The organism is Limnobacter sp. UBA7229 (genome assembly GCF_002473065.1).
GTDB classification, from domain to species: Bacteria; Pseudomonadota; Gammaproteobacteria; order Burkholderiales; family Burkholderiaceae_B; genus Limnobacter; species Limnobacter profundi.
Window position 1 is genome coordinate 1 of sequence record NZ_DKTN01000014.1, and the last position, 22,089, is coordinate 22,089.

Sequence of the window (22,089 nt, forward strand, 5' to 3'; positions counted from 1 at the left end):
AGTTTTCGGGCAGCGGTGACCCTTGAAGCTCAGCTCCCAAATCACACCGATCCGGTGCCACACAAGCAACCCACGTCGAATTGGCAATAGACGCCAGCGCAAGACGCATCTCGCGTGTTCGACAGAAAAAATTTGGATGATTTCCCGAGAAACCGGGAGAAGAATGGTGCCGCTTGTCGGATTCGAACTGACGACCTACCGCTTACAAGGCGGTTGCTCTACCAACTGAGCTAAAGCGGCACTTAAGAGAAGCGCTATTTTACTCGAGTCAGATGATTTTTTTTCTTCTGCCCGGGTTTTTTTGGTGTTTTTTCATCAGATTTATCTGATTTAGCCACAGACAAAGGCTGCGGGTCATCAGAGGCGCCCGAAACCGAACGTAAACCAGCTGGCTTGTCATCAGGATCGGTTGAAACGGGCTCATCCTCTTCATCAAGAATGAATTGCACCGCCTCGTTTCCGTCACCCTCAATTTCTGCCAATGGCTTTGATACTTCAAAAGCCATGCCATGCCCATTCTCACGCGCATAAATCGCACTGATTTGTTCAATTGGCACAAAAATTTCGCGAACTACCCCGCCAAATCGGGCTTCAAATTCAATCGCCGTATTGCCAAGGCTTAATTTGTTGGTGGCCAAGGGAGACGTGTTCAGCACAATCTCCCCGGCTTTTACAAATTCTTTCGGCACTTGAGTTTTCTCATTCACAGCCACGGCGAGGTAAGGCGTGTAGCCATTGTCGACACACCATTCGTGAATGGCTCGAATCAAATAAGGCTTTGTAGATACTTCAGTCACTGCTTTTTCCTCGACGTGTCCGGATGGCTACTCGGTGAGTATCCAATTAACGACGCATTACCTTTTCTGAAGGTGTCAATGCATCAATAAATGCAGGCTTCGCGAAAATACGTTCGGCATACTTCATCAATGGCGCAGCAGACTTGGGCAGTTCAATACCATAGTGCTCCAAACGCCACAGCAAGGGTGCCAAAGCAACATCAAGCATCGAGAACTCTTCGCCCAGCATGTATTTGCTTTTCACAAACACCGGGGCCAGTTGGGTGAGCTGCTCACGAATTGCCGACTTGGCTTTGTCCATGGCCTTGGGGTTACCTGCTTTTTCCAACACGCTCACATGTTGAAACAGTTCACGCTCAAAATTGAACAGGAACAAGCGAGTACGTGCGCGCATCACCGGGTCTGCTGGCATCAATTGGGGATGAGGAAAACGCTCATCAATGTACTCGTTGATAATGTTTGACTCGTACAAAATCAAATCGCGTTCAACCAGAATTGGCACCTGGCTGTAGGGGTTCATCACACTGATGTCATCAGGCCGATTGAACAAGTCAATGTCCTTGATCTCGAAATCCATGCCTTTTTCATGCAAAACAAACCGGCAACGCTGAGAAAACGGGCAGGTTGTTCCAGAGTAAAGAACCATCATAATGTTGTCATCCCAAAACAAAAAATGGCCGGGGCGAGCAAACACCCCAGCCTGTACATGATTAAGCCAAAAAGCTTACTTGATGTCTTTCCAGTAAGCAGCGTTCAAGCGCCACGCAAAAATGGTAAACACGCCAAAGAACAACAACACGATTACGCCCAACTTGAAGCGGTCTTCGCGCACCGGCTCTGCCATGAACACCAGGAAACTGGTGAGATCGGCCATGGCCTGATCGTATTCCACCTGGGTCATGGTGCCTGGCTTGGTCAACTCAAAGCCAACAAACTGCTGAACCGTACCTTCCTTGCCATAACCGGCAGGCACTTCTTCGTACTTGGCTACTTGCTCACCCTGTAGTTCCCACAACACATGGGGCATGCCCACGTTTGGGAAGGCCATGTTGTTCCAGCCAGTTGGCTTGGAGGGGTCACGGTAATAAGTACGCAGGTAGGTGTAAATGTAATCAGCACCAGGACCATTCGCAGAAGCACGTGAACGTGCAATCAGCGACAGGTCGGGCGGTGCAGCACCAAACCATTTCTTGGCATCTTTTGGATCCATTGAAATATTCATGGTGTCGCCCACGTTGTCGGTGGCAAACATCAGGTTTTCCTTGATCTGCTCATCGGTCAAACCAATGTCGCGCAAGCGGTTGTAACGCATGCTTTCAGCAGAGTGGCAATTCAAACAGTAATTGGAAAACAACTTGGCACCGCGTTGAAGCGCGGCCAGGTCGTTCGTCAAGTCAGGCGCTGTGTCCAGTGGGTAATTACTGCCCGCACCGAAAACCAGTGAGGGAACAAGCGCCAACAAAGCCAGTAGTTTTTTCATCATTTAATCCTATCTTCTCCAGTTCGTCGTCCAGTCAGCTTGGTGCGCATGCTTAGTGCGGTTGAAACACAACACGGTCAGGCACAGGCTTGAAGGTGCCCAGCTTTGACCACCAAGGCATTGCCAGGAAGAACAGGAAGTAGTACAGGGTACCAATCTGGGAAACGATTTGGCCAATGTCTGATGGTGGCTTCACACCCAGATAGCCCAACACGATGAAGTTGATTACGAACACCGCGTATATCCACTTGTGCAGCGCTGGGCGATAACGGATTGACTTCACCTTGCTCTTGTCCAGCCATGGCAGGAAGAACAGGATAACAACCGCGCCACCCATGGCCACTACACCCCAGAACTTCGCATCCAGACCCAGGAACGGGAATGTGATGGCACGAAGAATGGAATAGAACGGTGTGAAGTACCAAACGGGAGCGATGTGCGCCGGTGTTTTCAACGGGTCAGCTGGAATGAAGTTGTTGTATTCCAGGAAGTAACCACCCATTTCAGGCGCGAAAAACACAATGGCAGAAAACACCATCAGGAACACGCCCACACCCAAAATGTCATGCACGGTGTAGTAAGGGTGGAAAGGAATGCCGTCCAGAGGCTTGCCGTTGGCATCCTTCTTTTCCTTGATTTCAACGCCGTCAGGATTGTTGGAACCCACTTCGTGCAAAGCCACCAAGTGCGCAGCCACCAGACCCAGCAACACCAAAGGAATGGCGATCACGTGGAAGGAGAAGAAACGGTTCAGAGTTGCATCGGAAACCACATAGTCACCGCGAATCCAGATGGCCAGATCAGGACCAATCACCGGAATTGCAGAGAACAGGTTCACGATCACCTGTGCACCCCAGTAGCTCATTTGGCCCCATGGCAACAAGTAACCAAAGAAAGCCTCAGCCATCAGACACAGGAAAATTGCAACACCAAAAATCCAGATCAGCTCACGGGGCTTGCGATAAGAACCATACAACAGGCCACGCATCATGTGCAGGTAAACCACCACGAAGAACATGGAAGCGCCGGTGGAATGCATGTAACGCACCAGCCAGCCCCACGGTACATCGCGCATGATGTACTCAACGGACTGGAAAGCTTTTGCCGCATCTGGTTTGTAGTGCATGACCAGGAAAATACCGGTCACGATCTGGATGACCAACACCAGCAAGGCCAGTGAGCCAAAAAAGTACCAGAAGTTGAAGTTTTTGGGCGCATAGTACTCGGACAAATGCGCTTTGTAGGTCGAGGTCAGGGGGAAACGCTGGTCAATCCAGCCCAACACGCCTGTTGTTTCGACTTTTTTGTCTGCCGCCATAATTACTACTCCTCGCTCTCAGATGTCAGGCGTTGTTCTCGTCTACACCGATCAACAACTTGGTGTCTGACAAATATTTGTGGGGTGGCACTTCCAGGTTGTCCGGTGCAGGTTTTCCAGCGTAAACGCGGCCAGCCAGGTCAAACGTTGAACCATGACAAGGGCAAAAGAAGCCGCCTTGCCAGTCATCGGGCAGGCTTGGCTGGGGACCGGGTTCAAAACGGGCGGAAGGCGAGCAGCCCAGGTGAGAGCAAATGCCCACTGCAACCAGATATTCTGGCTTGATGGAGCGGTGGGGATTGCGTGCGTACTCGGGGGTCAACTGGTCGGGGCTGCGCTCGGAATTCGGGTCAGCCAACTGGTCATCCAGCTTTGGCAGTGCTTCCACCACGGCTGAGTCGCGACGAACAACCCAAACTGGCTTTCCACGCCATTCGACAGTTTTCATGTCGCCTGGCTGCATGCCAGAAATATCAAGCTCAACTGGCGCACCGGCTGCTTTCGCGCGCTCGGAGGGTGCCATTGAAGTCAGAAACGCGCCACCAGTTGCCGCAGCCGCTACACCACCCGCTGCGCCGCAAGCGATCATCCATACGCGACGTTCTTTGTCTACAGGTTGATTATTGCTCATCAAAATAACCCCGAAAGTAAAATCCAGTGATCCATGCAACCGGAGATTGTACCCCACCAAGCTTAAAACAAGGAACAGTTTTGGGGAGAATTTCCATCAAATGCTGAGTGGACAGAAACATTTGCGGCCATACATTAGAAAACATCTAAACCGCAACGAACAAATCACGGAAAATCACTTCAATACCATAGCGTTGTGCAATCCATTCGCCCAGGGCCTTTACACCGCAACGTTCCGTGGCATGGTGACCGGCACCCAGCAAGCTGACATTGCATTCACGGGCCACATGCACGGCAGGCTCGGACAACTCACCAGTCAAGTACAAATCGGCGCCCTGCAAAGCCGCCTCCTCTACATAACCGGGTGCCCCGCCAGTGCACCAGGCCACGGTCGTCACCTTGCGCTCAGGGTCGCTGTTCCCTTCCACTTGAACATGGTGGCCCAATACACTGCTTACCTGCTGAACCAGTTCACTCAGAGGCTGAGGCTTCGGGAGCACACCCAGATGAACCAAACCCTTGTCGCCCACCACACGGGTGCTGGGCCAACCCAACATTTTGCCCAATTGGGCGTTGTTGCCCAGCTCTGGGTGTTTGTCCAGCGGCAAGTGGTAAGCAAACACGTTCAAATCATGAGCCAGCGCCAACTGCAGGCGTTCTTTGCGAAACCCTGTCACCACTTGGGGGTCACCTTTCCACATCAGGCCATGGTGTACCAAAATCGCATCGGCATTCAGCTCAACCGCCAGCTCAATCAGCTCCCTGGATGCGGTGACACCCGTCAACAGCCGTTGAATACGGGGCCTGCCTTCCAACTGCAGCCCATTTGGGCAATAATCTGACATGCGAGCCTGATCCAGCAATTCCCGCAAATCATGTTCCAGCACATTCCGATCCACTGAAGCCAACGGCGCACCCCTGCATTCTTGATATGTTGAAAAAACTCTGGCTGACCTTTGCTCAGGCCTTAACCGTACTTCTTGCATTGTATTTCATCACCGAAGTACTACGCCCAGAGTGGGTACCCAACTGGCTGCAAAAGCCGGCTTATCAAACAGCCCAGCCCGAAGGTGTGGCTGGCTACCGCCATGCCGTGGACACCGCCATGCCAGCCGTGGTGAATATTTTTACCAGCAAACGCGCAAACAACTTGCCCAAGCACCCATTTTTCGAAGACCCGGAAATTCGTAAATTTTTCGGCGATGAACTAGAGGAACAGTTTGAGCAAGAAGAGCAAGCCTCTAGCCTGGGCTCGGGCGTCATTGTGAACAGCGACGGTTTGATTGTGACCAACCAGCACGTGGTTGAAGCAGCTGATGAAATTGAAGTCAGTCTGAACGACGGAAGAACAACCAAAGCTGAGCTGGTGGGAACTGACCCTGAAACCGATCTTGCCGTGCTTCGAATCAAACTCGATAACCTGCCCAGCCTGAAATTTGCCGCCGATGAAACAGTGCGGGTGGGCGATGTGGTGCTGGCCATGGGCAATCCTTTCGGTGTGGGCCAAACCGTGACCATGGGCATTGTGAGTGCGCTGGGTCGAAACCACGTCGGCATTAACACGTTCGAGAACTTCATTCAAACCGATGCAGCCATTAACCCCGGCAACTCCGGCGGAGCGCTTGTGGATACCGCAGGCAATCTGCTGGGGATCAACACGGCCATTTACAGTCGCTCGGGAGGCTCATTGGGTATTGGCTTTGCCATCCCGGCCAAAACCGTTCAAGGCGTGTTGAACCAGATTGTGCGCACCGGCACGGTGACTCGTGGTTACATTGGTGTGGAGCAACAAAACATCACCGAAGAACTGGCCTCGGCATTTGATTTACCGCAAAAAGACGGTGTGATTATTGCGGGTATTGTGAAAGATGGCCCCGCGGACAAGGCTGGCCTGAAAGTGGGCGATATTCTGCTGAAGCTGGACGACAAAAAAATTACTGACACCACACAGATGTTGAACCAGATTGCGGCTTACGCACCAGGTGACAAAAAATCAGTGGAATTGTTGCGTGACGGCAAAACCGAGACCGTCATGATTGAGATTGGCGTGCGCCCAAAGCCTGGTGACTTTTTGAAACGGCCTTGATACATCATCAAGGCCAACCCGCCTGGCTTATGCTCTGATTTATTCCAGAATTTGCTGACGTTGTTTGCCGATAATTTTGGCAAACAGAATACCCACCTCGTACAAAATACAAATGGGAATGGCAAGAAACAGCTGTGACATCACATCGGGCGGTGTCACGATGGCAGCAATTACAAAAGCCGCCACAATCACATACCCACGAATTTCCACCAGTTTTTCTACGGTAACCACACCCAGGTACACCAACACCACCACCACAATGGGCACCTCGAAGGTCATGCCGAAAGCCATGAACATGGTCAGCACGAAGCTCATGTAGGCTTCAATGTCAGGTGCTGGCGTGATGCTTTGCGGGGCGAAATCGTTGATGAAGGCAAACACCTTGCCAAACACAATGAAATGACAAAAAGCAATGCCCACGAGAAACAGCACTGTGCTGGAAAAAATAATGGGCAAAGCCATTTTTTTCTCGTGTTGATACAAACCAGGCGCAATGAAGGCCCAGGCTTGATACAACAAGATGGGCAGAGAAATGACAAAGGCCACCATGGCAGTTAATTTCACGGGCACCATGAAGGGTGTGATCACGCCCGTGGCAATCATCTTGGTGCCTTCGGGCAGAGCGCTTTGAATGGGCAAGGCCAACAAATCAAAAATGTAAGCTGCACCCGGGTAGGCCATCAAGGCCACAAACACAATCAAAAAACCAACCACTGCGCGCAACAAACGATCGCGCAGTTCGACCAGGTGACTGACAAAATTTTCTTGCTGACTCATTACCCATGCACCTTGTTATTTGGCCTCTACCTTGGGGGCAGGCCCCACGGGTTGCGCTGGCGCTGGCTCTTCCGCCTTGGGCGGAGATTGTGTGTTTGAATTGACGGTAGCCACGGCGGCCGGCTTGCTACTCTCAAGCTCCGCAATGTCATCTTCGATTGATTTCACGGATTTGTTCAAATCCGCCTCAGTGTCTCGCAAGGTGGTTTGAACGTCACCCTCAACCTTACGGGCAGCAGTCTGCATTTCTGCCTGCAGCTTGCGCAACTCGTCGATTTCCATTTCCCGATTGATCTCAGACTTCACGTCACTGACGTAACGTTGGGCCTTGCCCAACAAATGACCAACCGTTTTGGCCACCTTGGGCAGTTTTTCAGGACCTATCACCAGCAGCGCGATCACTGCGATGATAAGCATTTCCGAGAAAGCAATGTCGAACATGCTGCGCGCCGCAAAAAGGGGAAATTAACTGGAAGATTTCTCTTTGGCTTCGACGTCGATCGTGTCCGACTTCTTGCTGCTGTCGTCGGCCAATTTGGCGGCATTTTGCTCACCTTCCGAACCACCCTCTTTCATGCCATCCTTGAAACCTTTCACTGCACCACCCAGATCGGAACCGATGTTGCGCAATTTCTTGGTGCCAAACACCAACATCACGATGACCAGCACTATCACCCAGTGCCAAATGCTAAATGAACCCATGACTTACTCCTGATATGTTTTTCGTGTCTCGTTGCGTTACAAGGCAGGCATGCCGAGCATAACGCCCAATGGTTTATCACCACCAAGTATGTGCGCATGAACATGATACACCTCTTGGCAACCTACCCTTCCAGTGTTCACGATGGTTCTAAAACCGTCATGACACCCTTCTTGCCTGGCCAATTGACCCGCAATGGTCATTATTTTTCCCATCACGGGAATGTCTTCTTCGGTGGCATCGGCCAGCGTGGGAATGTGCTTTTTCGGAATAATCAGAAAGTGCACTGGCGCAGCCGGCTTGATGTCGTGAAACGCGAGGATATCCTCGTCTTCGTATACTTTTCTGCTAGGGATTTCCCCAGCGACAATTTTGCAGAAAATGCAGTCTGACATTTCTTGTTCCTTTCGCGTGAATTTACTGGGGCCGATTGGCCTTCTCAACCAAACCAGACAAACCCATGCGACGGTCCAGTTCGGCCAGCACATCGGCAGCAGTCAAACCGTGCCAACCCAGCAAGACCAGGCTGTGAAACCACAAATCGGCTGTTTCAGCGATCACTTTGGCGGAGTCTTGATCTTTAGACGCCATCACCAGTTCGCAAGACTCCTCACCGATCTTTTTCAGGATCGCGTCCTGCCCCTTGTGGTGCAACTTCGCCACATAGGATTGCTCAGGGCTGGCTTGCTTGCGTGCTTCCAGCACCTGGGTCAAACGCTCGAGCAAATCTCCAGACGCTTTTTCAAGGTCAGCCATGCTTGTTCATTCCTTATTTTTGCCGTACATGTCGGAAGGGTTTTTCAGCACAGGGTCTTTGGCAACCCACTTGGGCTTTTCACCCTGCACACCTTCCAGCGCGTAATAAAAGCAGCTTTCACGGCCCGTGTGGCAAGCAATACCGCCTACTTGCTCCACCATCAGCACCAGCACATCACCATCACAGTCCAGGCGAATCTCCTTCACCTTCTGCTGGTTGCCCGATTCCTCACCTTTGTGCCACAGTTTACCGCGCGAACGTGAAAAATACGTTGCAAAACCAGTGCTGGCTGTAATTTCGAGTGCCTCGCGGTTCATCCAGGCGACCATCAACACGCGTTTGCTGAGGTGGTCTTGTGCAACCACACTCACCAAACCCTTGTCATCAAAACTGACACTGTCCAGCCAATTTTCTGTAATTACTACATCCTTGCTCATGGCGAATGCCCCTTTACAGCCGAACTGTAATGCCGGCCTTGGCCATGTGGGCTTTGGCCTGCTGTACAGTGTACTCACCGTAGTGAAATATGCTGGCCGCCAGCACAGCGCTGGCTTTGCCTTTGATGACGCCATCCACCAGATGGTCGAGGTTGCCCACACCGCCGCTGGCGATCACGGGAATGGAAACCGCATCGGACACTGCGCGAGTCAATTCCAGATTGAAACCGATTTTGGTGCCGTCGCGGTCCATGCTGGTCAATAGCAACTCACCAGCACCCAAGGCCTGCATTTTGCGCGCCCATTCAACGGCATCTAGCCCAGTGGGTTTTCGGCCACCATGGGTGTACACCTCCCAGCCTGGTTCGCCATTGCTTTTGGCCTTGGCATCAATGGCCACCACAATGCACTGTGAACCATACTTCGCAGTGGCCTCTCCCACCAAGTCGGGGTTGGTCACTGCCGAAGTATTGATGCTGATTTTGTCAGCACCCGCATTCAATAATCGGCGCACGTCTTCTACCTTGCGCACACCGCCCCCCACAGTCAAGGGAATAAACACCTGGCTGGCGACAGCTTCGATCACATGCAGAATCAGGTCACGGTCATCGGATGAGGCTGTAATGTCAAGGAATGTGAGTTCATCTGCGCCCTGCTCATCATAGCGACGAGCAATTTCAACGGGGTCACCCGCATCGCGCAGTTCCACAAAATTGACGCCTTTGACCACCCGACCTGCGGTTACATCCAGGCAGGGGATGATACGGCTTGCAAGCATTAGTAGGCTTTTCCGTTCAATTCATCAGCCAGAGACTGGCCCTTGGCGAAATCGAGCGTGCCTTCGTAAATGGAGCGACCACAAATGGCACCCATCACGCCCTCATGCTCAACCGCACACAGCTGCTTCACATCGTCCAGGTTGGTAATGCCACCAGAGGCAATCACCGGAATGGTCAATGCATTGGCCAGGCGAACCGTGGCTTCAATGTTGACACCACCCAACATGCCATCTCGGCCAATGTCAGTGTAAATAATGGCCTCTACGCCATAGCCTTCGTACTTCTTGGCAAGGTCAACCACATCATGGCCGGAAATTTTGCTCCAGCCGTCTGTGGCCACTTTGCCTTCCTTGGCATCCAGGCCCACAATAATTTGACCGGGGAACGCACCGCACGCGTCATGCAGAAAACCAGGGTTTTTCACCGCAGCCGTTCCAATGATGACGTAGCTCAAGCCATCGTCCAGGTAACGTTCAATGGTGTCCAGGTCACGAATACCGCCACCCAATTGCACTGGAATAGCGCCGCCCACAGCATCCAGAATGTCAATAATGACACCCTCGTTCACGGGTTTGCCCGCAATCGCACCATTCAAATCGACCAGGTGCAAGCGGCGCGCGCCACTTTCAACCCATTTCATGGCCATTTCGACCGGGTCTGCCGAGAAAATGGTGGCATCGTCCATATTGCCTTGCTTCAGGCGAACACATTGACCGTCTTTCAGGTCGATTGCTGGAATGAGTAACATGAGACTGTGTTGTTAACTATTCAAGTGAGTGGAAAAAATAATCGATAAAAACTCAGGGGTTCCATCTTAAAAAATTGGAATACAGCCTTAAGCCGTCCTCCGCACTTTTTTCAGGATGAAACTGTGTTGCAAAGATGTTATCCCGTGCAATGGCGCAGGTAAAGCGAACACCGTAGTCTGTTTCACCCGCAACGTGGTCCGGGTTGACAGGATTGACGTGATAACTGTGAACAAAATAAAACCATGCGCCGTTTTCAATGCCAGCCCACATGGGGTGCTTTGTGCGCTGGTTCACCTGGTTCCAGCCCATGTGGGGCACCTTCAAGCCACACTCCACAGTCAGGCGGGGGTCAAACTTCACCACGTCACCCGCAAACAGGGAAAGGCATTCGGCAGGACCCTCGGCGCTGCGCTCCATCATCATTTGCTCGCCAACGCACACGCCAAACAAGGGTTTCGATTCAGCAGCGCGGTACACGGCTTGCATCAAACCCGACTCCCGAAGCGCTTTCATGCAATCGGGCATGGCGCCCTGCCCAGGCAACACCACCCGGCTGGCCCGATCAATCAGAGCGGGGTCGTCGGTGATCTGGATTTCCTGATTGTCGAGCTTTACATGTTGCAACGCTTGGGCCACTGAACGCAGGTTGCCCATGCCGTAATCAACAACGGCAACTAGACTCACAAAGCACCTTTGGTACTGGGAATGGCACCCTGTTGACGTTCATCGATGGCCACCGCCATGCGCAGGGCACGTCCAAAAGCCTTGAACACAGTTTCACACTGGTGGTGTGAGTTCACACCTTTCAGGTTGTCAATGTGCAAGGTGCACAGGGCGTGGTTCACAAAACCCTGGAAAAATTCAAACACCAAATCCACATCGAAGGCGCCAATGCTGGCCCTGGTGAACGGAATATCCTGATGCAAACCGGGACGCCCGGAGAGGTCGACCACCACGCGCGACAGGGCTTCGTCCAGCGGCACATAGCTGTGGCCGTAACGAACAATTCCTTTTTTGTCGCCCAAGGCTTTCGTGAATGCCATGCCCAGCGTAATGCCGGTGTCTTCCACAGTGTGGTGAGCATCAATGTGCAGGTCACCCTTGGCCACAATGTGAAGATCGAACAGGCCGTGGCGCGAAATTTGTTCCAGCATGTGGTCCAAAAATGGCACACCCGTGTCGAGGTGGCGTTCACCTGTACCGTCCAGATTGATTTTCACGGTGATCTGGGTTTCCAGGGTATTGCGGGTAACTTCTGCGGTTCTCATGATTGTCTAAAATGTTATGCGGCCTTGGTGGCCACTTCGTCGATGGATTGTTGCACAGCCACCAAAAACTGCTGATTCTCTTGCTCAGTGCTCACGGTAACGCGCAAGCAGTTTTGCAACAAGGGGTGGGCCTTGCCCACGTATTTCACCAAGATACCCTTGTTTTTCAGGGCTTCAAAGACTTCAAGCGCATTCGGGATGCGGAAAAGTACAAAATTGGCGTAAGAATCAAACACTTCAACGTCGCCATTGGATGTTTTCAGGTTTTTCAATGATTCGGTCAGCACATCGCGCTGATCGCGCAGCAGACTGGCCTGGGTCTCAAAGGCTTCAAAATGCTCGAGCGCAAACTGAACCGCAATTCGAGTCAGTACATTCACGTTGTACGGCGGGCGTACTTTGTCGATTTGCTCAACCCAGGCGGGGCTGGCCACGGCATAACCCAAACGCGCACCGGCCAAACCAAGCTTCGAGAAAGTGCGCAGCACCAGAACGTTGGGAAATTCAAGGACCCGGGCCATGAAGGATGCATCGGCGAAAGCCTCATAGGCCTCATCCACCACCACCAAGCCAGGCGTGGCCTCAATAATCTGCACAATTTCAGCTTCGCGCAACGCCACGCCGGTGGGGTTGTTGGGGTAAGCCAAAAACACCACTTTGGGCTGATTGGTCGCAATCGCTTTCAGCATGGCCGGCATGTTCAGCGTGAAGTCGGGGTTCAGGTCGACTCCCACAAAACGGGCGTGGCTCCATTGGCTGTACACGGCATACATCACGAAGGTGGGCACGGGTGAAAGCACCGCATCACCAGGCATGCAGCAGGCACGAATAATCAGATCGATCAGTTCATCCGAGCCATTTCCAAACAACACATGCGCCGCTTTGGGAATGGCCGTGCAGGCGCGCAAGGCTGCTTCCAGCTCCAGTGCTTTGGGCGCGGGGTATCGATTCAGCTCCGCAGTTTTTAATTGCTGCGCAAGCTTATCCAGCAAAGCTGCAGGCATGCCCTGGGGGTTCTCCATGGCATCCAGCTTCAACATGCCGGCCGAAGGAGCCACCACGTAAGCATTGGTGGCCTGCACATCAGCACGAATTGTTTTTTGAAGTAGGCTCATGGTGCGCTTAGTCTGCCTTTCTGAATTTCGGGCCTACGCGATACTCTGCAGAGCGCGCGTGGGCTGGCAGGCCTTCACCATAGGCCAGTTCTGCGGCTACTTCGCCCAGTGTACTGGCACCTTCACGGCTGGCAAAAATAATGCTGCTGCGCTTCTGAAAGTCGTACACACCCAAGGGTGAGCTGAACCGTGCCGTGCCCGCAGTGGGCAACACGTGGTTGGGGCCTGCGCAATAATCGCCCAGCGATTCGCTGCTGTAAGGCCCCATGAAAATGGCACCGGCGTGGCGTAACTTTCCGACCCAGGCGTCCGGGTCTTGCACACTCAATTCCAGGTGTTCGGGCGCAATTTGATTGCTCAGCTCGCAGGCTTCGTCCATGTCTCGCACTTGTATCAAGGCACCGCGATTCTTCAGCGATGTAGCAATCACAGTGGCGCGCAGCATGGTGTCCATGAGGCGTTTGATACTGGCCTGAACATTGTCGAGAAATTCCTTGCTGGGGCTCAACAAAATGGACTGTGCCATTTCGTCGTGTTCAGCCTGGCTAAACAGGTCCATGGCGATCCAGTCCGCATTGGTGCTGCCGTCGCAAATCACGAGAATTTCAGAGGGACCAGCAATCATGTCGATGCCGACTGCACCAAACACGCGGCGCTTTGCTTCGGCCACATAGGCATTGCCCGGGCCCACAATTTTGTCCACACGCGGCACGGTTTGCGTGCCATAGGCCAATGCAGCCACCGCCTGGGCCCCTCCAATGGTGAATACGCGGTCAACACCGGCCAAGTGCGCAGCGGCCAACACCATTTGGTTTTTCACGCCACTGGGTGTGGGCACCACCATGATCACTTCTTTTACGCCAGCCACTTTGGCGGGTACGGCATTCATCAGCACGGAAGACGGGTACGCCGCCTTGCCACCGGGCACATACAAACCGGCGCGATCAAGCGGCGTGACACGTTGCCCCAGGCGGGTGCCATCGGCCTCGGTGAATTCCCAGCTTTCTGCCACCTGGCGCTCGTGAAATGCACGCACGCGCTGGGCAGCCACTTTCAAAGCCTCGCGCTGGGCAGAATCGAGGGTATCGAAGGCTTGCTTCAATTCGGCTTGCCCAATTTCAAGCTCAGCTGCGCTATTGGCCTTCACTCGATCAAACTTCTCGGTGAACTCAAGCAAGGCTTCATCGCCACGTTTTCGCACTGCATGAATAATGTCTGCCACCGCACCTTCTACATGCGGATCGCGTTGTTCTTCATAGGCGAGCAATGCACGAAACTGCTCGGCAAAGTTGGCATCTTCTGTAGACAATCGACGAATTTGGGAAGACATTGTTTACTACCTTTAAAATTTCACGCTACTGCTTGGGTGAACACATCCAGAATCGGCTGCAAAGCCTCGTACTTCATTTTCAATGCCGCCTGGTTGACCACCAAACGGGAAGATATTTCACAAATTTCCTCAACCTCGACCAGCTTGTTGGCGCGCAAGGTTGAACCGGTGCTGACCAAATCGACGATGGCATCGGCCAGGCCCACCAGTGGTGCCAGTTCCATGGAGCCATACAACTTGATCAAGTCCACATGCACACCGCGATTGGCGAAGTGCTCGCGGGCACTGTTGACATACTTGGTGGCGATGCGCAAACGCGCACCCTGCTTGACTGCGCTGGCATAGTCAAAGCCCTCAGGGGCTGCCACGCACAATCGGCATTTGGCAATATTCAGGTCAAGCGGCTGGTACAAGCCCGCACCGGAATGTTCAATCAGCACGTCTTTTCCGGCCACGCCCAAATCGGCGGCCCCGTGCTGCACATAGGTGGGTACATCGGTTGCGCGCACGATGATGATTTGCACATCGGCACGGTTGGTACCAATAATGAGCTTGCGCGATTTTTCGGGGTCCTCGGACGGCACAATGCCCGCTTTCTCCAGCAGGGGCAGCGTTTCCTCAAAAATGCGTCCCTTGGACAGGGCCAGTGTAATCATTGGGCTACTCTCGTCACATCTGCGCCCAGTTTGCGCAGCTTCTCTTCCATTCTGTCATACCCACGATCCAGGTGATAAATGCGGTCAATTCGCGTTTCATCGCTGGCCGCCAGGCCAGCAATCACCAGGCCAGCAGAGGCGCGCAGGTCGGTGGCCATCACTGTGGCACCATCCAGCCGCTCAACGCCTTTGATAATCGCCGTGTGGCCTTCAATTTCAATATTGGCACCCAATCGCACCATTTCCTGAACATGCATGAAGCGGTTCTCAAAAATGGTTTCATTGACCACTGCGGTGCCATCAGCCACACAGTTCACCGCCATTAACTGGGCCTGCATGTCGGTTGCAAAGCCGGGAAATGGCGCTGTGCGCGCGCCCACAGCCTTGGGACGTGTGTTCATGCTGGCGTGAATTTTTGTGCCGTCCACTTCAATGCTCACACCCGCCGTGCGCAGCTTTTCAATGGTTGCGTCCATGCTGTCTGCGTCGGTGTTGTTCAAGGTAATGTTGCCACCGCAGGCTGCCACCGCACACAGAAAGGTGCCCGCCTCAATTCGATCAGGCATCACTTGGTATTCGCAACCATGCAGCTTTTCAACGCCATGAACGGTAATGGTGTCTGTGCCAATACCTTCAATTTTTGCACCCATTTTTACCAGCATCTTGGCCAGATCCACCACTTCGGGCTCGCGGGCGGCGTTTTCGATAATGGTAGTGCCTTCTGCCAAAGCGGCTGCCATCATCAGGTTCTCGGTCCCGGTCACAGTCACCATGTCGGTCACAATGCGCGCGCCCTTCAAACGCTTGGCCTTGGCGTGAATGTAGCCCTTTTCAATGGTAATTTCGGCACCCATGGCCTGAAGACCCTTGATGTGTTGATCAACAGGGCGCTGGCCGATGGCGCAACCACCCGGCAAACTGACGCTGGCCTCACCGAAACGGGCCACCAAGGGACCCAGCACCAGAATACTGGCGCGCATGGTTTTCACCAGATCGTAACTGGCGATGGGCTCAGAAATTTCTTCTGCACGCAAGGCCAGTTGGTTTTCACCATGCCAAAAACACTGAACACCCATGGAGCCCAGCAAGCGCAGGCAGGTGTTGATGTCGCGAAGACGCGGCACATTGGTAATGGTGACCGGTTCGGCGGTCAGCAAACTTGCGCACAAAATGGGCAAGGCCGCATTCTTCGCGCCAGAAATCGACACTTCTCCGTGAAGCGGCTTTCCGCCACGAACCAAAAATGAATCCATTGAAGGGCAGTCCTTTTTACACTTGTTGTTGAGCCCATTCCGCGGGCGTCAATGTTTTCATCGACAGGGCGTGAATCTCTGCACGCATTCTGTCACCCAGTACTGCATACACTTTTTGATGGCGCTGAATGGCACGCAGTCCTTCAAACGCACTGGCCACGATGACCGCCTCAAAATGCTGACCGTCACCAGACACGGTGAGGTGCTCACATTCCAAGCCCTGCGCAATATAGCCGCGAACGGTTTCAGGCAACAACATGATTTTTCCTATCCTTTTGATTCAACAGCACTATTATCCCCTCAATTTGTAACCAGAGGTCACCATGCGCATCGCAATCACGGTCAAAACAGCCCAGGCAGACAAGCCAATGGCCAGACTAAACCAGGGGCTGACATCGCTTACCCCAAAAAAACCATAGCGAAAACCGTCGATGAGGTAGAAAAACGGATTGAAATGCGACACGGTTTGCCACACAGCGGGCAAGGAGTGGATGGAATAAAAAACACCCGACAAAAAAGTGGCCGGCATAATGATGAAGTTCTGGAAGGCCGCCAACTGGTCAAATTTTTCAGCCCAAATGCCTGCAATTACACCCATGGTGCCCAGCAAGGCTGAACCTACCAATGCATGCACGAGAATCCACACCGGGTTGGACACATGCAGGCCGACAAACGCCACCGTGACCAGCAAAACCCCCAAGCCAACAGCAATGCCACGGGCCATGGAGGCCAGAACATACGCCGAGAAAAACTCGAGATGGGACAATGGCGGCAACAACACAAACACCAGGTTGCCAGTAATTTTTGATTGAATGAGGCTGGAGGATGAGTTCGCAAACGCATTCTGAAGCACCGACATCATGACCAGGCCGGGCACCAGAAAGGCTGCGTAACTGACGCCGGGGTAAGGTTCTACCTTGCCATCCAGTACATGCGAGAAAATCATGAGGTACAGCAAGGCTGTAACCACCGGGGCCAGCACAGTTTGAAAGCTGACTTTCCAGAAGCGCAGAATTTCTTTCTTGAACAGGGTTTGCCAACCAGTCATTTGGCACCCCCGCTCATCAGTTGCACAAATACCTCTTCAAGATCTGGCTTTTCGATGCTGCACTCCAATACGTCCAAGTGGTCTTTGCGGCATTGAGCCAGTATTTGCTCGATTTCGGCAGGGCCATTCAATGCCAGCGTATAACGCCCCTCGCTCACATTGGCTTTCAATACCTTGGCTTGCAGGCTGGCGGGCAGTACACCATTCAACTGCATGTTCAGGGTTTGATTGGCATGCTTTTTCAGCAGGTTAGGCGTGGTGTCCACAGTCAGTACCTCGCCCTTTTTCAACATGGCGATGCGGTTGCACAAGGTTTCTGCCTCCTCAAGGTAATGCGTGGTCAGCAGAATTGTGTGTCCCTTTTGATTCAGGCCAGCAATGAATTTCCAAAGCGTTTGACGCAGTTCCACATCAACACCTGCAGTAGGCTCGTCCAGCACAATCACCGGCGGCTTGTGAACCAGGGCCTGGGCAACCATCACACGGCGCTTCATGCCACCCGACAAGGTGCGCATGTTGTTGTCGGCCTTGTCCATCAGGCTCAGCGAATGCAATAGTTCGTCAATCCAGTCGTCGTTCTTTTTCAAGCCAAAGTAGCCTGACTGAAAACGCAAGGTTTCCCGCACCGAAAAAAACGGGTCAAAAACCAGTTCCTGGGGCACGATGCCAATGCTTCGGCGCGCATCGCGAAACTGATCCACCACGTCAAAACCCATGACCTTGGCTGCGCCCGCACTGGCCCGGCTTAGACCCGCAATAATATTAATCAGTGTGGTTTTGCCGGCGCCATTGGGGCCGAGCAAGGCGAAAAATTCCCCTTCCTGAACTGTGAGCGACACATTGTTCAAGGAACGGAATTCACCAAAATATTTGGATACCGAGCTTAGCTCTAGTGCAAACGACATGACTTCTCGCACCCATGAAAGGTGCTACAGGTTTTAGGAGAAGAGAGATTGTACTCCGTAGGCAGCAATCAAACTGTTCAGCTGCGCAGGAGGATGTTGGAGTTCAAGGGTTTTGTCTGATTTAAGCACTCGCTTGGCCGCGAGAATAACGGCCAATGCGGTGGAGTCCACGTGCCTGACTGCTGAAAAGTCGATGACATGGTCGCCCAAGGCAAATGCCTTGGCGACCTCGGCGATCACTTGGTCTCCGTTGCGAACGGTAATTTGATCAGCCGACACCTTCATATCAACCCTTCGCGTTCAGGGTTTTCAAGGTTTGAATCAAACCATCTACCCCTGAGTTGGAAAGCACAGTGCCGAACTGGGCTTTGTAGGAATCAACCAACCACAGACCCAACACACTCAGGTCATAAATCAGCCATTTGCCGTCTTTCTTTTCGACACGGTAAGCCAAATCCACTGGCGGAGCGCCTTTCTGAATAACGCGGCTATTCACGATCACATCCGTGTCTTCCGGGCGAGCTCGCAGACGGTCTACCTGCAGGGTTTGATCACCCACCTGCGCCAAAGCGCCGGAATAGGTTTTCACCAGAAGGGTGCGAAACTCTTTGGTAATTTGCTCGCGCTGCTCTGGCGTGGCTTCGCGCCAAGGCCGACCCACCACCAACTGGGTCATTTTCCGAAAGTTCACGTTGGGCATCACTTTCTGGTCAATCAGGGCATCCAGCTTTTTGGGGTCAGCCAACAGTTCCTGCTTGCGTGCCTTGATCTCAGCCAGCACTTCATTGCTGAACTTTTCAACAAACTCATTGGCAGGCATGTCCTGCGCCATGGCTGGCTGGGCAATCAGGCCAAAACCCAAAGCTGCGGCCGCAACCCATTGAAATAACTTGTTCACTGCAATATTCATGATTCTTCCAAAATGCTTGTGGTTAGTCTAAAAACGCAATACCTACCCAAGGGTTGACCACCCCAAAGCCAATCAGTTCAACAAACCCAAGCCAGACTTGGCCCGCTCGCTTTGCTGCAGGTCGATTGGCAAGCCAATGGGTGAATTTGAGTCGGGCTGTGCATTCGAAGCCGCACTGCCTGGTTCAATCTGCATCAACGCAGCCTTGAAGGGTGGAAAGGACTCGGGAATGTGGCTACGCGACTCTTCCTCGAAATCCTCGTAGCCTTGCTCGTCGGGGTCAGGGGCACCATCTCGCACCAAACTGGCACGGCGCTTCAAGTAGGCGTCGCGCACAAAAGCGTATTGGTCCAGTGCCACGCGTTCTACCAGGTCAGTAGCTGGCAACAGTCGCGCACGGGTGTTCACCACGTTCACAACCAGCAAACTGTTACGCACCCTGACGTCGTCATAGTGATAAAGCGGATCAAGCGGCGCATCGACAAGCCGGGCAGGTGCGTCACGCAAGGTGCTGGGCCCCAAGAGAGGCAACACCAGGTAAGGGCCTGAACCCACACCCCACACGCCCAAGGTTTGACCAAAATCCTCGTCGTTTTTCTGGAACCCCAGTTCTGTGGCCACGTCGGCCAAGCCCACAATTCCGATGGTTGTATTCAGGGCAAAACGCGTGATGTCGCTGCCTGCTGCCTTGGGCTTGCCTTGCAGCAAGTTGTTGACTGCTACGCTGATGTCATCCAGATTGGAAAAGAAATTTCCGATCACGGTTTTGATTTCTGGCGGCGTTACCTTGTCGTAACCCTGCGCCAGTGGCTTCACCACCGCCTTGTCAACCACTTGGTTAAATCCGTCAACAGAACGGTTGAATCCTTCCAAGGGGTCTGACTCAGAAGGGGCGCGCATGCTGGTGCATGCGCTGGACAAGCCAAGCACGCCTAGCAGCAAAATCACTTTTCGAATGGACATTAACACTTCAAATCCCCTTCATCACTTTTCGGAGTCGCCTTCCGAGGCTTTGCTAAACAGAAACTGGCTAATCAGGTTTTCGAGTACCACCGCAGACTGAGTACGCGCAAACTTCTCGCCACCCGCCAGGTTTTCCAGGTCGCCACCTGCTTCAATACCCACATATTGCTCGCCCAGCAAGCCTGAAGTGAGAATTCTAGCTGAAGAGTCCTTGGGAAACTCGAAGCCCTCCTCCAAATCCAGGGACACGACTGCTCGGAATGTGACTGGATCAAGATTGATGTTGGCCACGCGCCCCACGGTAACGCCCGCACTTTTGACCGGCGCACGGGGCTTCAGACCACCGATATTGTCAAATTCAGCTGTCACCCGGTATTGGTCACCTGTGGTGAAAGAACTCAGGTTGCCTGCCTTCAAGGCGAGAAATACCAGAGCAAGTGCACCAATCAGCACAAACAGGCCCACCCAAAAATCCACTGCCGTGTTCTTTTTCATACCTTCAATCCGTTAAATACTGAACATGAGTGCTGTAAGCACGAAATCGAGACCCAAAATGGTCAGGGAAGAAATCACCACTGTTCGGGTAGTCGCCCTGGAAACACCCTCAGGCGTGGGCTGGCAGGCGTAGCCCTGAAACAGGGCAATTGAGCTTACAGCCACACCAAACACCACGCTTTTGATCACGCCGTTGAGAATGTCATCGCGCACATCGACGCCCGCCTGCATTTGAGACCAGAATGCACCAGCATCCACGCCAATCAGCAGCACACCCACCACATAACCACCAAAAATACCCACGGCACTGAACAAACCCGCCAGCAGCGGCAGGGAAATGAGGCCCGCGATCCAGCGAGGCGAGACAATACGCGCCTTCGGATCAACTGCCATCATTTCCATGGCAGTCAGCTGCTCCCCTGCTTTCATCAGACCAATTTCAGCAGTTAGCGACGTACCAGCCCGGCCTGCGAACAACAAGGCAGAGACCACCGGACCCAATTCACGCACCAGTGACAAAGCAACCAAGAGACCCAAGGCCTGTTCGGCACCATACCTGTTCAAGGTGTAATAACCCTGCAAGCCCAAAACGAAACCGACAAAAAGCCCTGAGACCACAATGATGACCAGAGAGTAATTGCCGATGAAATGAACCTGATCAATGATGAGGCGGGGGCGCAACAGGGCTTTGGGAAGCAACATGAACAAGGTGCCCACGAAACGCGCGAAAATCCCCAAGCCAGCGATTGTGGCAATAACACCTGCACCCAGACGGGAAACCAAGAGGACCGGATTCATGCAAAGTCCTCCTGTAAGTTGCGTGCGGGGTAATGAAACTTCACTGGCCCCTCAGGCAAGCCCTTGATGAACTGTTGAACATACGGATCCTGATTGGCCTCCACTTCAGCAGGTGTACCCTGTGCCAGCACTTTGCCGTTTGCAATCACGATGACATGGTCGCTGATTGCAAATGACTCGTGAATATCGTGTGTGACCACCACCGAGGTGGCACCCAAAGCATCATTTAGCGTGCGAATGAGATTCGCCGTAATACCCAATGAAATCGGGTCAAGCCCGGCAAAAGGCTCGTCGTAAAAAATCAGTTCTGGATCCAGAGCAATTGCGCGCGCCAAGGCCACTCGCCGACTCATACCACCGGAAATTTCTGATGGAAAAAGATTGCTGGCTCCTCGAAGACCCACCGCCTGCAACTTCAATAGCACCAAATCGCGAATGGCCGCCTCGGGAAGGTTGGTGTGTTCGCGCAGCGGAAAGGCCACATTCTCGAAAACGTTCAAGTCGGTGAACAAGGCACCAAACTGAAAAAGCACACCGATTTTTTTGCGAAATGCATACAGTTGCTGCGTGCTTGCAGTCACCACATTTTGGCCGAGCACTTGAACTTCACCCCGATTCACCGGGTACTGGCCGCACATGAGACGCAGCAAAGTAGTTTTGCCCGAACCGGAGCCACCCATGACAGAAACCACTTTGCCCTTGGGAATGTCCAGCGAAATGTTTTCCAGAATGAGGCGATCGGCATAGCCGAAATCCACGTTTTTTAATTGAGCAACAAAGCCCATGGGGGCTCCTTAATAAGCGAATACGAATTTGGGAGCTATTGTACCCCGAAGGG

The 22,089-nt window shown here is 53.0% G+C and carries 30 protein-coding genes and 1 tRNA gene; 1 reads left to right on the forward strand and 30 read right to left on the reverse strand.

Going from position 1 to position 22,089, the window contains the following annotated elements:
* Positions 1–164: 164 nt before the first annotated feature.
* From B4C79_RS08115 to B4C79_RS08145, 7 genes are all read right to left on the reverse strand, one after another.
* Positions 165–240, reverse strand: a tRNA-Thr gene (locus tag B4C79_RS08115).
* 14 nt (positions 241–254) lie between these two features.
* Entirely contained in the window at positions 255–797 is a 543-nt protein-coding gene (locus B4C79_RS08120) for a ClpXP protease specificity-enhancing factor (RefSeq protein ID WP_291743380.1), read from the reverse strand.
* Between the two features lie 46 nt (positions 798–843).
* Positions 844–1,446, reverse strand: a complete 603-nt coding sequence (locus B4C79_RS08125; RefSeq protein ID WP_105029704.1) for a glutathione S-transferase N-terminal domain-containing protein — start codon at positions 1,444–1,446, stop codon at positions 844–846.
* A 75-nt stretch (positions 1,447–1,521) separates the two neighbouring features.
* Complete coding sequence (locus B4C79_RS08130) at positions 1,522–2,277, reverse strand: cytochrome c1 (RefSeq protein ID WP_105029705.1); 756 nt, start codon at positions 2,275–2,277, stop codon at positions 1,522–1,524.
* 52 nt (positions 2,278–2,329) lie between these two features.
* Positions 2,330–3,595 (reverse strand): cytochrome b, encoded by a 1,266-nt coding sequence (locus B4C79_RS08135; RefSeq protein WP_105027366.1) that lies wholly within the window; start codon positions 3,593–3,595, stop codon positions 2,330–2,332.
* A 25-nt stretch (positions 3,596–3,620) separates the two neighbouring features.
* Complete coding sequence (gene petA, locus B4C79_RS08140) at positions 3,621–4,226, reverse strand: ubiquinol-cytochrome c reductase iron-sulfur subunit (protein ID WP_291743377.1); 606 nt, start codon at positions 4,224–4,226, stop codon at positions 3,621–3,623.
* Positions 4,227–4,371: 145 nt separating this feature from the next.
* Positions 4,372–5,124 (reverse strand): Nif3-like dinuclear metal center hexameric protein, encoded by a 753-nt coding sequence (locus tag B4C79_RS08145; protein WP_291743386.1) that lies wholly within the window; start codon positions 5,122–5,124, stop codon positions 4,372–4,374.
* Positions 5,125–5,156: 32 nt separating this feature from the next.
* Between B4C79_RS08145 and B4C79_RS08150 the strand changes: the two genes are divergently transcribed.
* Complete coding sequence (locus B4C79_RS08150) at positions 5,157–6,311, forward strand: S1C family serine protease (RefSeq protein ID WP_105027368.1); 1,155 nt, start codon at positions 5,157–5,159, stop codon at positions 6,309–6,311.
* Positions 6,312–6,350: 39 nt separating this feature from the next.
* On the opposite strand, the gene tatC is transcribed toward B4C79_RS08150, so the two are convergent.
* From tatC to B4C79_RS08265, 23 genes are all read right to left on the reverse strand, one after another.
* Positions 6,351–7,088: a twin-arginine translocase subunit TatC gene (gene tatC, locus B4C79_RS08155; protein ID WP_171100737.1), complete on the reverse strand. Its 738-nt coding sequence runs from the start codon at positions 7,086–7,088 to the stop codon at positions 6,351–6,353.
* 15 nt (positions 7,089–7,103) lie between these two features.
* A complete protein-coding gene (tatB, locus tag B4C79_RS08160) occupies positions 7,104–7,529 on the reverse strand; it encodes a Sec-independent protein translocase protein TatB (protein WP_105027369.1) in 426 nt (141 codons plus the stop codon).
* A gap of 24 nt (positions 7,530–7,553) precedes the next feature.
* The gene (tatA, locus tag B4C79_RS08165; protein WP_105027370.1) at positions 7,554–7,790 is read right to left on the reverse strand and encodes a Sec-independent protein translocase subunit TatA; all 237 of its coding nucleotides are present in this window, start codon (positions 7,788–7,790) and stop codon (positions 7,554–7,556) included.
* Positions 7,791–7,826: 36 nt separating this feature from the next.
* Positions 7,827–8,183, reverse strand: coding sequence for a histidine triad nucleotide-binding protein (locus tag B4C79_RS08170; RefSeq protein ID WP_291743372.1), 357 nt, complete (start codon positions 8,181–8,183; stop codon positions 7,827–7,829).
* 22 nt (positions 8,184–8,205) lie between these two features.
* Positions 8,206–8,544, reverse strand: coding sequence for a phosphoribosyl-ATP diphosphatase (locus B4C79_RS08175; RefSeq protein ID WP_291743371.1), 339 nt, complete (start codon positions 8,542–8,544; stop codon positions 8,206–8,208).
* A 6-nt stretch (positions 8,545–8,550) separates the two neighbouring features.
* Positions 8,551–8,982, reverse strand: a complete 432-nt coding sequence (gene hisI / locus B4C79_RS08180) for a phosphoribosyl-AMP cyclohydrolase (RefSeq protein WP_291743368.1) — start codon at positions 8,980–8,982, stop codon at positions 8,551–8,553.
* 13 nt (positions 8,983–8,995) lie between these two features.
* The gene (hisF, locus tag B4C79_RS08185) at positions 8,996–9,760 is read right to left on the reverse strand and encodes an imidazole glycerol phosphate synthase subunit HisF (protein ID WP_291751335.1); all 765 of its coding nucleotides are present in this window, start codon (positions 9,758–9,760) and stop codon (positions 8,996–8,998) included.
* Entirely contained in the window at positions 9,760–10,509 is a 750-nt protein-coding gene (gene hisA, locus B4C79_RS08190; protein WP_275270370.1) for a 1-(5-phosphoribosyl)-5-[(5-phosphoribosylamino)methylideneamino]imidazole-4-carboxamide isomerase, read from the reverse strand. The genes hisF and hisA overlap by 1 nt, the downstream gene beginning before the upstream one ends.
* A gap of 52 nt (positions 10,510–10,561) precedes the next feature.
* Positions 10,562–11,194: an imidazole glycerol phosphate synthase subunit HisH gene (hisH, locus tag B4C79_RS08195; RefSeq protein WP_291740848.1), complete on the reverse strand. Its 633-nt coding sequence runs from the start codon at positions 11,192–11,194 to the stop codon at positions 10,562–10,564.
* Positions 11,191–11,778 (reverse strand): imidazoleglycerol-phosphate dehydratase HisB, encoded by a 588-nt coding sequence (hisB, locus tag B4C79_RS08200; protein WP_291740850.1) that lies wholly within the window; start codon positions 11,776–11,778, stop codon positions 11,191–11,193. Before hisB ends, hisH begins: the two co-directional genes overlap by 4 nt.
* A gap of 14 nt (positions 11,779–11,792) precedes the next feature.
* Positions 11,793–12,893, reverse strand: a complete 1,101-nt coding sequence (hisC, locus tag B4C79_RS08205) for a histidinol-phosphate transaminase (RefSeq protein ID WP_291740852.1) — start codon at positions 12,891–12,893, stop codon at positions 11,793–11,795.
* A 7-nt stretch (positions 12,894–12,900) separates the two neighbouring features.
* On the reverse strand, positions 12,901–14,223 hold the full coding sequence (gene hisD, locus B4C79_RS08210) for a histidinol dehydrogenase (protein ID WP_291740853.1): 1,323 nt from the start codon (positions 14,221–14,223) through the stop codon (positions 12,901–12,903).
* Positions 14,224–14,243: 20 nt separating this feature from the next.
* On the reverse strand, positions 14,244–14,879 hold the full coding sequence (gene hisG, locus B4C79_RS08215) for an ATP phosphoribosyltransferase (protein WP_008247881.1): 636 nt from the start codon (positions 14,877–14,879) through the stop codon (positions 14,244–14,246).
* The gene (gene murA, locus B4C79_RS08220; RefSeq protein WP_105027376.1) at positions 14,876–16,132 is read right to left on the reverse strand and encodes a UDP-N-acetylglucosamine 1-carboxyvinyltransferase; all 1,257 of its coding nucleotides are present in this window, start codon (positions 16,130–16,132) and stop codon (positions 14,876–14,878) included. The genes hisG and murA overlap by 4 nt, the downstream gene beginning before the upstream one ends.
* 16 nt (positions 16,133–16,148) lie before the next feature.
* On the reverse strand, positions 16,149–16,391 hold the full coding sequence (locus tag B4C79_RS08225) for a BolA family protein (RefSeq protein ID WP_369907255.1): 243 nt from the start codon (positions 16,389–16,391) through the stop codon (positions 16,149–16,151).
* 33 nt (positions 16,392–16,424) lie between these two features.
* Positions 16,425–17,180 carry an ABC transporter permease gene (locus B4C79_RS08230; RefSeq protein WP_105027378.1) on the reverse strand — a complete coding sequence of 252 codons (756 nt, stop codon included), beginning with the start codon at positions 17,178–17,180 and terminating at the stop codon, positions 16,425–16,427.
* Positions 17,177–18,085, reverse strand: coding sequence for an ABC transporter ATP-binding protein (locus B4C79_RS08235; RefSeq protein WP_105027379.1), 909 nt, complete (start codon positions 18,083–18,085; stop codon positions 17,177–17,179). Before B4C79_RS08235 ends, B4C79_RS08230 begins: the two co-directional genes overlap by 4 nt.
* A gap of 33 nt (positions 18,086–18,118) precedes the next feature.
* The gene (locus B4C79_RS08240; protein ID WP_171100747.1) at positions 18,119–18,370 is read right to left on the reverse strand and encodes an STAS domain-containing protein; all 252 of its coding nucleotides are present in this window, start codon (positions 18,368–18,370) and stop codon (positions 18,119–18,121) included.
* A 1-nt stretch (position 18,371) separates the two neighbouring features.
* Positions 18,372–18,995: an MlaC/ttg2D family ABC transporter substrate-binding protein gene (locus tag B4C79_RS08245; RefSeq protein ID WP_171100749.1), complete on the reverse strand. Its 624-nt coding sequence runs from the start codon at positions 18,993–18,995 to the stop codon at positions 18,372–18,374.
* A 72-nt stretch (positions 18,996–19,067) separates the two neighbouring features.
* Positions 19,068–19,958, reverse strand: a complete 891-nt coding sequence (locus B4C79_RS08250) for an MlaA family lipoprotein (RefSeq protein ID WP_291740862.1) — start codon at positions 19,956–19,958, stop codon at positions 19,068–19,070.
* A 21-nt stretch (positions 19,959–19,979) separates the two neighbouring features.
* Entirely contained in the window at positions 19,980–20,453 is a 474-nt protein-coding gene (mlaD, locus tag B4C79_RS08255; protein ID WP_105027383.1) for an outer membrane lipid asymmetry maintenance protein MlaD, read from the reverse strand.
* A 12-nt stretch (positions 20,454–20,465) separates the two neighbouring features.
* Positions 20,466–21,251, reverse strand: coding sequence for a lipid asymmetry maintenance ABC transporter permease subunit MlaE (mlaE, locus tag B4C79_RS08260; RefSeq protein WP_105027384.1), 786 nt, complete (start codon positions 21,249–21,251; stop codon positions 20,466–20,468).
* On the reverse strand, positions 21,248–22,036 hold the full coding sequence (locus B4C79_RS08265; protein ID WP_291740865.1) for an ABC transporter ATP-binding protein: 789 nt from the start codon (positions 22,034–22,036) through the stop codon (positions 21,248–21,250). The genes mlaE and B4C79_RS08265 overlap by 4 nt, the downstream gene beginning before the upstream one ends.
* Positions 22,037–22,089 lie beyond the last annotated feature (53 nt).